The following is a 13,401-nucleotide window of genomic DNA, read 5'->3' as shown; positions in this document are numbered from 1 at the left end:
AAAAAGAACGGAAAAAGTATTGTAGATACTTTCTCCGTTCTTTTTAGTTATTTTGATTGTAACATTTTAGTACGATAGTCTGTTTCATAAAATTCCAATTCTTCTCTTGTCGTTTGGAACCCGCCTTCTAAGGAAGCAATTAAACTCTGGATTGATGCCGGCATTGGCTTTCTATAGGTAATCGCGTTTTTACCTGTATATGCTGCCCGGCTATCTTCATACCAAATATCAGACTTAGGAGCAAAAAACTCCTCTATACATTGGTGGTAAATTTTATAAAGTGTCTGTTCTGCCGCACCTTTTCTAAAAGGCTCAGTAGATAACACTACATTACAAGCATCAAGTCCTTCTTCACAGTAAACTGATAATCTTCTAACTGTAGATAATAAGGTTCTATAATACTCTTCATCTCCATCTGTTTCTGCCTGCAATGAAGGAAGAGTCGTTTCATTTAAATAATTATTAACGATCGTAACAGTCGATTTTAAAAATTCTTTTACCTGCTCAGTCTGAGTCTTAACCATTGAATTTCCCATCTAATCTCCCCCATCACCTAATTGGTTATTTACAACTTTTCTTGATTACTGGGTTTGTACAATAAAACTTAATGGAGACTTCAATTCATAACTTCCTGATCTCATGATACTCTCAAAAATTTCTGGTAGTTTATCAAACTCGATATCTTTAAAATATTCTTCAAACTCTTTTTGAGTATTAATATAGACTCTTTTTCGATTTTGAAAACCAGGATTTTTTAATAAACATACCAATCCAACAATGTCTTTAAATTCGATATTTGTGGAACCAACAGTAAAGACTGGGTCACTTTCATAGGGAGTAAACTGTGAAAAAACTTCATCAAAATAACGAATATACAATAAGTGAAATGTTCGTTCTTCCCCATTTACAGAAAACGTTACTTCTGAGCGATTAAAAAAATCTTCAGATGTATTGGATTGTGCCTTCTCTAACTCGTATCCTTTGCATTGTTTGATTAACATTCTTCCACCTCTAGTAGCCTAAGTTTATCTGATCTACTTCAATGAGAATTTTCCTCACCTAAGTCTATCTTAACATATCCATAAAATTCTTGTTATACTAATTAATGCCTTCTAGTGTATCTTGAAATTTCCCAAAAAACAAATCTGCTTCATCCTGACCAGAATCTTCTTCCACTTTATCAGGCAATGGAGGTAATTCTTGAATCGTTTTTAATCCAAAATACTCAAGAAATTCTTTAGTTGTACCATAAAGGATCGCTCTACCAGTTCCTTCTGCACGTCCAACCTCTTTTACTAACGCTTTGGCTGTAAGTGTATGCAGAGGACGTTCTGTCTTAACTCCCCGAATTTCTTCAATTTCTGCTCTTGTGATTGGTTGACGATAGGCGATTATAGCCAGCGTCTCAAGGGCTGCCTGTGAAAGTGTAGTAGAGGTAGGAGATTCTACAAGTTTTTTTAAGTAAACAGCATGCTCTTTTTTAGTTGTTAATTGAAATGTATTAGCTACTTCAACTAAGCAAATTCCTCTGTCTGTATTTTCATAATCTAGCTTTAATTCACTAACAATATCCTGAATAATTGACTCTTCAACGTCAATTACTGTTGCAAGTTGCTTTAGAGTAAGACCTTCATCGCCCGCAGCAAACAATAAACCTTCAACGATCGCTTTCCACTGAACAACCATACCAGCAATCATCTTCCTTCCTTACCTGAGATCATAATATCTGCAAAGTTATTTTCTTGTTCAATCTTTATTACATCTTTTTTCATAAGTTCAAGAATCGCCAAAAATGTTACCACTGTATGGACTTTGTCATGATAAGGGAACAGATCATTAAAGCTAATCCTACCCGAAATTCCTCTTAACTCCTCTAGTATCTCGTCCATTCTTCTTTCAATCGAAATATCCTGGCGGGCAATCTTAGTGTGGAGTGGTTTTTGAAGTTTCTTTCTTCGTAACAGTTTTTGATAAGCACCTAGCATATCGTACAAGCTAACATCTAGAGGGTGACTTTCCACTTTTACTTCGACCGTAAATTCACTTAAATCACTTGGGGCTTTAGTAAATACCTGACCTCTCTCTTCCTCTAACACTTTAAGGTCATTGGCAGCTTCCTTGTATTTACGATATTCGATAAGTCGCCTCATAAGTTCTTCTCTTGGGTCTTCCTCTAATTGTAATTCAAGATCATCATCTATTAACTCTTCTTCAGTTTTTGGCAAAAGCATCTTGCTTTTTAACGCAAGAAGAGTAGCTGCCATTACTAAATATTCACTTGCTACATCGAGCTTTAGTTCTTGCATAGCCTGTATGTAATACATATATTGTTCAGTAATTTTCGCTACAGGTATATCGTAAATATCAATCTCTAATCGATTTATTAAGTGTAATAAAAGGTCCAATGGCCCTTCAAAAGCATCTATTTTTACACTGTATTGCACACATAACCCCACCAAACTAATAAACGTAATGATAAATAAAAATACACTATACTTTCTAAGTATAGAACATATTAATAGCTTGTCCAATAGTATTTTTTTGGCTTTCACAGAGAAGGATCTAGATTTTTCTTTTGTACCGGGACACTCGCCCACACACCTAGCTACTAGGTACATAATATAACACTGTAATACAAAAGTTTTTAAAGGAGGATTTCAACATGGGAGACACTGGATATAAATTTGGCGGCGGTTTCGCGTTAATTGTAGTATTATTCATTTTATTAATTATTGTAGGTGCTTCTTGGTACTAAACCGAGATTAAATTAAAAATAGCAAGTGCCCACAACGACTAGTGGGCACTTTTTGTTTTAAATTATAGTAAAGGATAGTCTGTACAAACGGTTTGTTACAAAATTATGATAAAATGAAGTTACATAATAAAAAGGAGAGATTCAATGTACCCAGAAGCATATCGTCAATTTCTCTTTCATTTCCATGGAGACCGAGACTATTTTGAGTGTCATGAGGTTTTAGAGGAGTATTGGAAAGAGGATGCTCCACCTGAACGCAAGCAATATTGGGTTGGGTTAATCCAGTTGGCAGTTGGTTTATATCACCAACGTCGAGAAAACTTTTCCGGAGCCTATCGTATGATCAAAAATTCATTATCCATCATTAAAACCGAAGAGAAAATGATTTTAAAACTTGGTATAGATTATCAAAAACTGATTACTCTTCTGGAAGAACGGCTCTCTGAAATCAAACTAAAGAAACCATACACCTCTATTAACTTACCAATTACTGATAACAATCTCTTGACCGATTGTATCCAAAACTGCAAGAAACAAGGACTTCAATGGGGATTAACCAATGCTCCCACAGATGAATACATCATAAACAAACATAAACTGAGAGATCGCAGTGATGTGATTGAAGAACGAGATAGACAAATGGAGATTAAGAAAAAAAGGTAAGACTCAATGAGTCTTACCTTTTTTAATTTCATTCACTTATATAACTAGCAACCTTCTACTTCACATTTCTCTAAGAAAGAAGCCGTATGTTCATTTGATGTTACAACTTTACCTGGTAACGAGTCCTTAATCGCCTTCACCATCATTTTGCCAATTCCTTGATGTCTGTGTGATGGATTAACACTGATATGCTGAATGATGGCATCACCATTTTCAAGAATTGTTATTCCGATAATTCCTGTGATATCTTCTTCCTTCCACAGAAACAGTTGTTTTGAATCTTCTGTCTCATATTCCTTCATTGTTTGCTGTAACTTTTTCAACTCTTTTTCAGTTGGCATAAACGAAAGAAGACCCATCGCAATCTTTTCATAATTCTTTTTATAACGAATTAACATATTTATCCCTCATTATCGAAAAAACTTTCTAGAATATATTAGTCATTATTCAGCAAAGACTTTATTTTTATATAGATTAACATGTTCTACTGTATTTTTCTATAGACATTCGTCATTATTAACATAGACACTTCTAAAATCCCATTATAACCATTTACCTATAGATTTTAAACATAGAATGTGCTGTTTTCTAAAGTTAGTTTGTAATCGATCTTGAAAGATTAGCCATCTCAATAGCAGAAACAGCCACTTCCCATCCCTTATTCCCTGCTTTAGTACCAGCTCGTTCAATCGCTTGTTCAATCGTTTCTGTAGTTAGAACACCGAATATTACAGGTTTTCCTGTTGAAAGCATTGTAGCTGAGACACCCTTAGCAACCTCATTACAAACGTAATCATAATGTGTTGTAGCTCCACGAATTACTGTACCTAATGTAATAACTGCGTCATATTTATCAGTCATCGCCATCTTTTTTGCTATTAACGGAATTTCAAACGCTCCTGGCACCCAAGCAACATCGATGTCTGCTTCTTGAACTCCATGCCTCTTTAACGCATCAAGTGCTCCATCTAATAATTTGCTTGTAATAAACTCATTAAAACGAGCAACTACAATTCCAACTTTTAAACCAGTACCTACTAAATTACCTTCAAATAAATTTCCCATTCTATTTCCTCCTAATTATCCAATCCGTATTTTTAAAAATGAAACATATGACCTAATTTTGAATGTTTTGTTTTTAGATAGTTTTCATTTTCAACTTTAGCTTCCATTTGTAAAGGGACTCTATCCACTACTTCTAACTCATACCCTTTTAAACCAGTAATCTTTCTTGGGTTATTGGTAAGTAGCTTCATTTTCGTGACACCCAAGTCCTTTAGGATTTGTGCACCAATACCGTAGTCCCTTAAATCAGGAGCAAATCCAAGCTTCTCATTAGCTTCAACTGTATCATAGCCTTCTTCTTGCAGCTTATATGCTTTCATCTTATTAAGTAAGCCGATACCGCGGCCTTCCTGTCGCATATATAGTAAAATACCAGTTCCCTCTTTTTCAATTTGAGATAATGCAGCATGTAACTGAGGCCCACAATCACATCGATTAGACCCAAATACATCTCCAGTAAGACACTCAGAATGAACTCTAACTAGAATTGGTTTCTCAGTGTCCACTTCTCCCTTTACTAAGGCAACATGTTCTTTACCATCAATAACATTTGAATAACCTACTGCTTTAAATTCGCCAAACTCTGTTGGCATTTGAATTTCAACTTCTCTTTTTACAAGCTTTTCTTTGCGATTACGATAACTGATTAAATCTTTTATCGTAATCATCTTTAAATTAAATTCATCTGCAATTTTTCGAAGATCAGGTACTCTGGCCATCGATCCATCTTCATTTATGATTTCACATATAACTCCAGCAGGCTCTGCTCCACATAATCGTGCAAGATCTACCGCGGCTTCAGTGTGACCTGCCCTTCTTAATACTCCACCTGGTTTAGCGATAAGAGGAAAAATATGACCTGGTCTCTTAAAATCAACTGCTTTTGTATTAGGGTTTATTAATTGTTGAATTGTTGTTGCGCGTTCATGAGCACTAATGCCTGTTGTTGTCGATTTGTAATCGATACTTACTGTAAAAGCAGTACCATGCGGGTCCGTATTATGACTTACCATTGGATTAAGGTCTAACTTTTTAGCCAATTCCTCTGTAATTGGTGTACAAACCAACCCTCTTCCGTGCTTTATCATAAAGTTTATTGTCTCTGGCGTTGTTTTTTCTACTATCGAAACAAAGTCACCTTCATTTTCCCGATCCTCATCATCACAAACGATGACAACATTCCCCTGCATTAATTCATATATGGCTTCCTCAATTGGATCAAACATTATGCTCATCCTCTCTTATTTGTATCCATGCTCCTCTAAGAAACTTGAAGTTATCGATGAATTTCTATGGTTATTCGGTGTTGTTGCGCGCTGTACAAATTGTTCTAAATATTTTCCTAGCATGTCACATTCAATATTAACTATTTCTCCAACACCCTTAGAGCCCAAGACAGTCTCAGACATCGTATGTGGTATTAGTGAAATCGTAAAGGTTTTCTCGGTTAAACCAAAGATAGTTAAACTTGTACCATCTACAGCCACAGACCCTTTAAATAATAAATACCTTCGAAGAGCATCTGCTACTTCAATTTCATAGTAAACGGCATTCGCTTGAGGTTCTTTTTTTACGATCGTACCAATACCATCAACATGGCCTGAAACAAAGTGGCCTCCAAAGCGCCCATTTGCGCTCATTGCTCTTTCCAGGTTAACTTTGGAGTTACGTTGTAAAGATTTAAGTGATGAAGCTCTAACAGTTTCAGGCATGATATCAACTGTAAATTCAGATGAACCAAAAGATGTCACAGTGAGACAAACACCATTAACTGAGATACTGTCACCCAGGTTTACATCACGTAATATTTTGGTAGCTCCAATCTTCATGACAATCGCTTCACCAGTTGACGATATGTTTTTTACAGTACCTATTTCTTCTATAATTCCAGTAAACATAATTATATTTGCTCCTTTGGAACAGCTATCACTTTAATATCTTCGCCAAGTTGTTCGACCGATTCGATAGACAATTGGAGTACTTCAGACATTTTTTCAAAACCACTCCCACCAATTGAACCTGGTGCATTGTTACCACCAATTATTTTTGGGGCAATATATGTGATAACTTGATTTACAGCCTTTTCTTTTACAAAACTACCATTCACCTGGGCCCCGCCCTCAACAAAAACTGAAGTAATACCAAGTGTACTTAACAAAGCAAGTACATCACGAATCACTATATTTTTTGTTTCAAGTGAGAGGATTTTAACCCCTTTTGTTTGATATAAGTCTTTCTTTTTATCTTCAACCTGATTACTTACGATGATGATTGTTTCAGCTTCACCATCATTTACGATTTTCGCATCTATTGGTGTCCTCAGATAGGTATCTAAAATAACGCGTATTGGATTTTTCCCACCATTAGGTAGACGTGTTGTTAAGCTTGGATTATCAGCAATCACTGTACCGACCCCAACTAATATTGCATCATGCTGGTGTCTTAATTTATGTACATCTAATCTTGCTGTTTCTCCAGTTATCCATTTACTTTCTCCTGTAGATGTGGCAATCTTGCCGTCAAGACTAATGGCTGCTTTTAACGTAACAAACGGAAGCTTTGAACTCATCGTATGATAAAAAACTTTATTAAGAGCATCTGCTTCTTCTTTACGAACCCCAACTTCTACACTTATGCCTGCATCTTTAAGAAGTTTAATCCCTTTTCCTGCAACAAGGGGATTAGGGTCTGTAGTGGCAATGACCACCCGCTTCACTTTACTGTTTATTAATAACTCAGCACATGGAGGAGTTTTTCCATAATGGCTACAAGGCTCAAGTGTGACGTATATAGTTGAATTCACCGCTTTTTCTCCGGCCATTCTAATCGCATGAACCTCGGCATGGGGTTCACCTGCTCTTAAATGAGCCCCAATACCAACCACACGATTATCATTAACGACCACGGCACCAACAACAGGATTAGGAGAGGTTTGACCTATACCTGCACGGGCCACATTTATAGCAAGATCCATATAATCTACATCTAGCATTAGATCACCTCTTTCATATGTTTAAAAACTATTTAACAATCGAGGTTTTACCCTTACTTTTTGGAAAGGCATTTTAAAAATAAAAAAACCCTGGAGATCGTTTTCTCCTAGGGGTACTTTTTAAAAATGATATGTACAGACAAATGCTTCTAAAATTTCGCATAGCAAATAAACAGTATTTGCTACTCATTTTCGCATTGAATACCTGTAATAAATCCTTCTCCCATCCAGACTATACTGTCGGCTTTGGATTTTCACCAAATCAGCCATTCTTGACGTCAGAGACAAGAATGGGTCACGGGCTTAGTAAAGTAGTCTTTACAACACCGCCGGTTAGGAATCTCACCTACCCCGAAGGAAACATATTAAGTTTTTGTTATTATACCACAACAATTTTTATCCTGTCGATTTTAGACATTTGGTGCTAGAAAAATCCAATAAATTATTCCCCATGCAAGACTAATTACGCCTAAAACCCCGAGTAAAATCCAGTTGTTTTTATTCACTTACTTCACCTCATGCTAAATTATACTAAAAAAAGCTTAACAAACAAGGTGTTTGTTAAGCTTTCATTTGTATTATTCTTCCCAAACCTTTACTTCCTTCATTACATCGCCTTGACGTATACGAAGAACTGTATCCATTCCTTCAACTACTTGTCCAAACACTGTATGTACACCGTTTAAATGTGGTTGTGGTTCATGAACGATAAAGAATTGGCTTCCACCAGTATCTTTACCAGCATGTGCCATAGATAAAGAACCAGCCACATGTTTATGAGGATTTCCTGCTGTTTCACATTTGATAGAATACCCAGGTCCACCCGTACCAGTCCCAGTTGGGCATCCACCTTGAGCTACGAATCCTTGAATTACACGGTGGAAAGTAAGCCCATCATAAAAGCCTTCTTTTGCAAGCTTTTCGAAGTTTTCTACTGTTCCAGGTGCTTCATTTGGAAATAACTCGATAACAATTTTTTCACCATTTTCAAATTCAATGCTAGCTTTTTTCATTTGAAACCTCCATGCATTTTTATTCGTCAATATATACTGAACGAGTTAATTCTACTATATAAAAAAATAATAATCCAATTTCTTAAAAGAGAGGTGATAAAATTTTCTATTTAACGTATACAACTTGTCATTGTTGAAAGAATTAGTTGTATAATGAATAATGGGACTTTTCCATCTTTCTAATGGAGGGTAATGCTATCAAAATAGAAGTTGTAAAGTCCATGGAATTATAAGGAGGAACAAATTATGTTAAACAAGAAACGTATACTCTCACTTCTTCTACTATTCTCTCTTATCTTTCCTTCTCTAAGCTTGGCAGATGCTGCAGAAGGCGATGTTATCGTAACGCTTGGAGAGGATTTGAAGGAAAATGAGAAACAAAAGCTACTAGAGGAAATGAACGCACCAGAGAATGCACTAATGGTTGTTGTTACAAATGAGGAAGAACACAAATACTTAGGTCAATATATTCCAAAGGCTACCATTGGGACTCGTGCTTTATCTTCTTCGGCCATTACGATTGGTGCTCCAGGGTCTGGTCTTGAGATAAAAACTAATAATATTACATCTATTACTGATGATATGTTTACAAATGCTCTTATTACAGCTGGGGTTAAGGATGCGTCTATTTATATTACAGCTCCGATACCAGTATCAGGTACTGCTGCCTTAACTGGAATTATTAAAGCCTATGAACTTTCTTCCGATCAGGCTATTCCTGAGGACGTTAAGCAGATTGCAAATGAAGAAATGGTTAAAACCGTTGAGCTTGGCAAGTCAATTGGAGCTGACGAAGCAGCTGCGCTAATGGCGAAAATTAAGGATCAGATTGCACAACATGCACCAAAAACAGACGAAGAACTTCGTGCTATTATTGAAGCGGCTGCTAAGGAATTAGGGATTACTTTAACAGAAGCAGAGATTACTAGTCTAATTTCTCTGTTTAATAAAATGAAGGACCTTAATATTGATTGGAATCAAGTGAATGAACAATTGCATTTAGCAAAAGAAAAGATTACAAATTTCCTTGGATCTGAGGAAGGACAAACTTTTCTATCAAAGTTACAGGATTTTCTAGTTAGTTTGATTGATGCTATTAAGGCTATTTTTAGCTCGGAAGCTACTAATTAAAGGATATATAGGTACTAAATTTGAATATAGTCCGTTCCTTTTCACTGCAGGCACTTGCTTTCCGCGGGGAGGAAGTCGAGCCTCCTCGGCGCAATGCGCCTGTGGGGTCTCGACCTTTCCTCTATTTCCCGCAGGAGTCAAGTGCCTTTCGTTCAAACCACTCTTAAAAATACTTGGGTTTTTAATCCATATCCAATTAATAAAAAAGAAGGATCGATTTTACTAGATCCTTCTTTTTTTTGCATATTTATTTTTTCACTTTAGCTTTTAAAGGCATATCTAGTCTAACAATGTCATCAAAGCTTTCTCTTTTAACTACTAGGTGGTCTTCTCCGTTTTCTACGAATACGACTGGGGGTCTTGGAATTCTGTTGTAGTTGTTTGACATTGAGTATCCGTATGCACCTGTACAGAAAACGGCTAGTATATCATCTGAAGTCGCTTTTGGTAAGTCTAAATCCCAGATTAGCATATCTCCAGATTCACAGCATTTCCCAGCGATAGATACTGTTTCCTCGTTCCCATCATTTACTCGGTTTGCAAGGACTGCTTCATATTTCGCTTGATATAAAGCAGGTCGGATATTATCAGTCATACCACCATCAACGGAAAGGTATTTACGTATATTTGGTACTTCTTTATTTGAGCCAATGGAGTAAAGAGTTGTCCCTGCATCACCTACAATTGAACGACCAGGCTCAATCCAGATTTCAGGAATATCCATGTCTAGCTCTTTGGAATGCTTCTTTACCTCTTCAATGATTGCTTCAACATATTGAGATAATGGAATTGGATCATCTTCATGAGTGTACCTAATTCCAAATCCGCCACCAAGATTAAGGACTGTTGGGATAAAACCATGCTTATCCTTCCATTCTTTCATTTTCTTAAACATTTTTTCTGCTGCTAATACAAATCCAGTTGTTTCAAAGATTTGTGACCCTATATGTGAATGGATTCCAAGAACATTAAAAGCAGTAGATGCAAGTGCTTGTTCGATAGCAGTATCCGCTTGGCCATTTTGAAGATCAAACCCAAATTTTGAATCTTCCTGCCCTGTTGTAATGTAGTCGTGTGTATGAGCCTCAACTCCTGGTGTCACTCTAAGGAGGATTGGAACTTTCACTTGGTTGTCCAAGCATACTTGCTCAAGTAAAGATAACTCATAGAAATTATCTACTACAATACAGCCAATATTATTTTTAATTGCCATTTCTAATTCTTCATAGCTTTTATTGTTACCATGGAAATGAATTCGGTCTGCTGGAAACCCTGCTGATAAAGCAGTGTACAATTCCCCACCCGATACCACATCCAATGAAAGACCTTCTTCCTCAACTAATTGAACCATCGCAACGGTTGAGAAGGCTTTGCTTGCATAGGCAACTTGCGCCTTAATATTAAGCTTCTCAAAGGTATCTCTAAAGCTTCTTGCTCTTTCTCTGATTAGGGCGATATCATATACATATAGAGGAGTGCCATATTTCTTAGCTAGTGAAACCGAATCTACTCCACCTATTTCTAAATGTCCATTTCCATTAACCTTACTTGTCCCGTGTAAATACAATTAATTCCCCTCATTCCGTATGCATGGTAATTATAATTAGAAAAAGACAGAAATAACCTAAGCGGATATTACTGTCCAAAGATCATCTATTGTTATGTTCATTTACGTTTACACTTTACTTTATTAAATTACATTATCATAACATACATTTTGTTGCAACAACCAGTATTATTTTGGTTGTTTATGCTGGTTTTGAGGGTGAACAATACTTGGTCTTAGTTTTGCACCTGGTACACTCGTTCTTACAATGATTTGCCATAATGCACTTGCATTAAATGGTATAAACGGCCATAGGTATGGAGTATTTAAAGAACGTATACTAGCTAAAAATAATAAGTAAGCCGTGCAAGCTATAATAAAACCTGGCGTTTTAAATATAGCTACAAACACTAGTAGTACTAACCTGATGATTTTATTAGCCACACTTAACTCGTAACTAGGCGTTGCAAAGGAACCAATAGCCGCAATTGAAACATATAAGATTACTTCTGGTACAAATAACCCAACATCAATTGCAATTTGTCCTATTAATGCCGCAGCAATCAAACCCATAGCTGTTGAAAGTGGTGTTGGTGTATGAATTGCAGCCATCCGTAAAAATTCAATTCCTATATCCGCAAGAAAAATCTGAACAATAACTGGGATACTTGATTCTTCATTTGGACCTATGAAGCTTAATACCTCAGGTAATAAAGATGGTTCTTTTACAAATAAAAACCATAAAGGTAGTAAGAATATAGATGCCATTATTCCAATAAATCGTACCCATCTTAAAAATGTACCTACTGCAGGCGCTTGTCGATATTCCTCAGCATGCTGAACATGATGAAAGAATGTTGTAGGAGTAATGATAACACTTGGTGATGTGTCTACCATTATAATAACATGTCCCTCTAGTAAATGGTTTGCTGCGACATCGGGTCGCTCGGTATATCTCACCAATGGATAAGGATTAAAACCTTGTTTTACGATGAATTCCTCGATTGTTTTGTCAGCCATCGTTAATCCATCAATTTCGATTGCTTGAAGTTCCTTTTTCAACACTTCTACTAATCCGGGGTCAGCTACATCTTTTATATAAGAAATACATACATCAGTTTTTGACCTTTCACCTATTTGAAGAATTTCATTTCTAAGCCGTTCATCGCGAATCCTTCTTCGTGTTAAGCCAGTATTAACAATTAAATTCTCTGTGTAACCATCCCGTGCTCCTCGAACAACCTTCTCAGTATCAGGCTCTTGAGGCTGTCTGCCTGGATAGCTTCTGACATCAACAGCAATTCCGGTATCTTCTCCTTCAATTAAAAAAACAATTACTCCTGATAGGAGTTTATCCACTGTTTCATCTAAATTTTTCACTTTAGATACTGACTGATGTGCTAGTTTATTTTCAATTAGACTCAATGCATGAGGAGTGGATTCCTGCCCTTTGGGATCAATATTTATCAATTCTTTTAGAAGTTGAATAATATAGGCAGTATCGCATAATCCATTTAGAAAATAGACATTTACTTCTTTATTAACAACTTTTATTTTACGAACACCGATGTCAAAGCTACCAGTGCCCATACCAATATGTTCTTTAAAATAGGCGTTGTTCTCTTGTACCTCCACCGAAATAGGTGTCTTACTTTGTGTTTTCGTCATAAAACCCACTCCTTTCAAGGATAAGCTCAACAGCCTTTTTGGTGATAGGAGCCCCCACTTGGATATGGTCCTTCCCTGCCATTTTACCAATATCACCCAAACCAACAATTAAAGGTATATTTAGTTCATCTAAAACGTAAACGGTATCCCCATTTATCCTTCCTACATCCAATTCGGCAAGTCCACTTTTATCAACACCATAATGGGTCAATTCTCCGAACCGATCAATACTTACATCTACCCTCGTCCATTCTGACTGATGCGTTTTAGATGCAACTGCTATAACCCCAATTACATCTATATCCTCATGTGTAGCTACATATTTCATCGCTCTTTCACCGGCACCCTCACCAAGAAAGCCGCTATCATCAAACATTACAAATACAGGATCATATGGAGCGTCAAAAATCAGCTTTACAATTTCAGGTCCAGATATAGTGGTAGGATTTCCGTAAGATTTTGAAATACATCTTCCGTTAACCTCCTTAGCCACATACTCAATTGTTTTTAAAGCATATTCATCTCCATCGGTTACTAAGATAACCTTTCTTCTCCTGGTTGTCATTGT

The 13,401-nt window shown here is 36.4% G+C and carries 16 protein-coding genes and 1 riboswitch; of the genes, 3 read left to right on the top strand and 13 right to left on the bottom strand.

All coding sequences use genetic code 11. From position 1 onward, the window contains the following. Nucleotides 1-47: 47 nt before the first annotated feature. The 4 genes from J2Z26_RS09030 to J2Z26_RS09015 all read right to left on the bottom strand — a co-directional run bounded on the left by J2Z26_RS09030 (nucleotide 48) and on the right by J2Z26_RS09015 (nucleotide 2,444). Nucleotides 48-536: a YpuI family protein gene (locus J2Z26_RS09030; RefSeq protein WP_193539586.1), complete on the bottom strand. Its 489-nt coding sequence runs from the start codon at nucleotides 534-536 to the stop codon at nucleotides 48-50. A 45-nt stretch (nucleotides 537-581) separates the two neighbouring features. Beyond that, a complete protein-coding gene (locus J2Z26_RS09025) occupies nucleotides 582-1,001 on the bottom strand; it encodes a hypothetical protein (RefSeq protein WP_193539587.1) in 420 nt (139 codons plus the stop codon). Between the two features lie 97 nt (nucleotides 1,002-1,098). Then, nucleotides 1,099-1,698, bottom strand: a complete 600-nt coding sequence (scpB, locus tag J2Z26_RS09020) for an SMC-Scp complex subunit ScpB (protein ID WP_227413850.1) — start codon at nucleotides 1,696-1,698, stop codon at nucleotides 1,099-1,101. Beyond that, on the bottom strand, nucleotides 1,695-2,444 hold the full coding sequence (locus J2Z26_RS09015) for a segregation/condensation protein A (protein ID WP_319638098.1): 750 nt from the start codon (nucleotides 2,442-2,444) through the stop codon (nucleotides 1,695-1,697). Before J2Z26_RS09015 ends, scpB begins: the two co-directional genes overlap by 4 nt. 218 nt (nucleotides 2,445-2,662) lie before the next feature. On the opposite strand from J2Z26_RS09015, the gene J2Z26_RS09010 reads away from it, so the two are divergent. Next, nucleotides 2,663-2,755, top strand: coding sequence for a YjcZ family sporulation protein (locus tag J2Z26_RS09010; protein WP_193469315.1), 93 nt, complete (start codon nucleotides 2,663-2,665; stop codon nucleotides 2,753-2,755). A 144-nt stretch (nucleotides 2,756-2,899) separates the two neighbouring features. After that, nucleotides 2,900-3,418: a DUF309 domain-containing protein gene (locus tag J2Z26_RS09005; protein ID WP_193539589.1), complete on the top strand. Its 519-nt coding sequence runs from the start codon at nucleotides 2,900-2,902 to the stop codon at nucleotides 3,416-3,418. A gap of 44 nt (nucleotides 3,419-3,462) precedes the next feature. On the opposite strand, the gene J2Z26_RS09000 is transcribed toward J2Z26_RS09005, so the two are convergent. From J2Z26_RS09000 to J2Z26_RS08975, 6 genes are all read right to left on the bottom strand, one after another. Beyond that, complete coding sequence (locus J2Z26_RS09000) at nucleotides 3,463-3,816, bottom strand: GNAT family N-acetyltransferase (RefSeq protein ID WP_193539590.1); 354 nt, start codon at nucleotides 3,814-3,816, stop codon at nucleotides 3,463-3,465. Nucleotides 3,817-4,012: 196 nt separating this feature from the next. Beyond that, nucleotides 4,013-4,483: a 6,7-dimethyl-8-ribityllumazine synthase gene (gene ribH, locus J2Z26_RS08995; RefSeq protein ID WP_193539591.1), complete on the bottom strand. Its 471-nt coding sequence runs from the start codon at nucleotides 4,481-4,483 to the stop codon at nucleotides 4,013-4,015. A 32-nt stretch (nucleotides 4,484-4,515) separates the two neighbouring features. Then, nucleotides 4,516-5,709, bottom strand: coding sequence for a bifunctional 3,4-dihydroxy-2-butanone-4-phosphate synthase/GTP cyclohydrolase II (locus J2Z26_RS08990; RefSeq protein ID WP_209794331.1), 1,194 nt, complete (start codon nucleotides 5,707-5,709; stop codon nucleotides 4,516-4,518). A gap of 15 nt (nucleotides 5,710-5,724) precedes the next feature. After that, nucleotides 5,725-6,381: a riboflavin synthase gene (ribE, locus tag J2Z26_RS08985; protein WP_193539593.1), complete on the bottom strand. Its 657-nt coding sequence runs from the start codon at nucleotides 6,379-6,381 to the stop codon at nucleotides 5,725-5,727. 2 nt (nucleotides 6,382-6,383) lie between these two features. Then, on the bottom strand, nucleotides 6,384-7,475 hold the full coding sequence (gene ribD, locus J2Z26_RS08980) for a bifunctional diaminohydroxyphosphoribosylaminopyrimidine deaminase/5-amino-6-(5-phosphoribosylamino)uracil reductase RibD (protein WP_193539594.1): 1,092 nt from the start codon (nucleotides 7,473-7,475) through the stop codon (nucleotides 6,384-6,386). A 211-nt stretch (nucleotides 7,476-7,686) separates the two neighbouring features. Continuing rightward, nucleotides 7,687-7,838: riboswitch (FMN riboswitch) on the bottom strand. Nucleotides 7,839-8,053: 215 nt separating this feature from the next. Beyond that, a complete protein-coding gene (locus tag J2Z26_RS08975; RefSeq protein WP_193539595.1) occupies nucleotides 8,054-8,488 on the bottom strand; it encodes a peptidylprolyl isomerase in 435 nt (144 codons plus the stop codon). A gap of 246 nt (nucleotides 8,489-8,734) precedes the next feature. Here J2Z26_RS08975 and J2Z26_RS08970 point away from each other — a divergent pair, with 246 nt between their 5' ends. Then, complete coding sequence (locus J2Z26_RS08970) at nucleotides 8,735-9,619, top strand: DUF1002 domain-containing protein (protein WP_193539596.1); 885 nt, start codon at nucleotides 8,735-8,737, stop codon at nucleotides 9,617-9,619. Nucleotides 9,620-9,866: 247 nt separating this feature from the next. Here J2Z26_RS08970 and lysA read toward each other — a convergent pair whose 3' ends face one another. From lysA to spoVAEA, 3 genes are all read right to left on the bottom strand, one after another. Continuing rightward, the gene (lysA, locus tag J2Z26_RS08965; RefSeq protein WP_193539597.1) at nucleotides 9,867-11,186 is read right to left on the bottom strand and encodes a diaminopimelate decarboxylase; all 1,320 of its coding nucleotides are present in this window, start codon (nucleotides 11,184-11,186) and stop codon (nucleotides 9,867-9,869) included. A 168-nt stretch (nucleotides 11,187-11,354) separates the two neighbouring features. Then, nucleotides 11,355-12,833 carry a spore germination protein gene (locus J2Z26_RS08960; protein WP_193539598.1) on the bottom strand — a complete coding sequence of 493 codons (1,479 nt, stop codon included), beginning with the start codon at nucleotides 12,831-12,833 and terminating at the stop codon, nucleotides 11,355-11,357. Beyond that, nucleotides 12,814-13,398: a stage V sporulation protein SpoVABEA gene (gene spoVAEA / locus J2Z26_RS08955; protein WP_193539599.1), complete on the bottom strand. Its 585-nt coding sequence runs from the start codon at nucleotides 13,396-13,398 to the stop codon at nucleotides 12,814-12,816. Before spoVAEA ends, J2Z26_RS08960 begins: the two co-directional genes overlap by 20 nt. Nucleotides 13,399-13,401: the final 3 nt, after the last annotated feature.

Source organism: Cytobacillus luteolus (assembly GCF_017873715.1).
Classification (GTDB): domain Bacteria; phylum Bacillota; class Bacilli; order Bacillales; family Bacillaceae_L; genus Bacillus_BV; species Bacillus_BV luteola.
The sequence above is the reverse complement of the archived record's forward strand: the minus strand, read 5'-3'. Positions and strand labels throughout refer to the sequence as shown.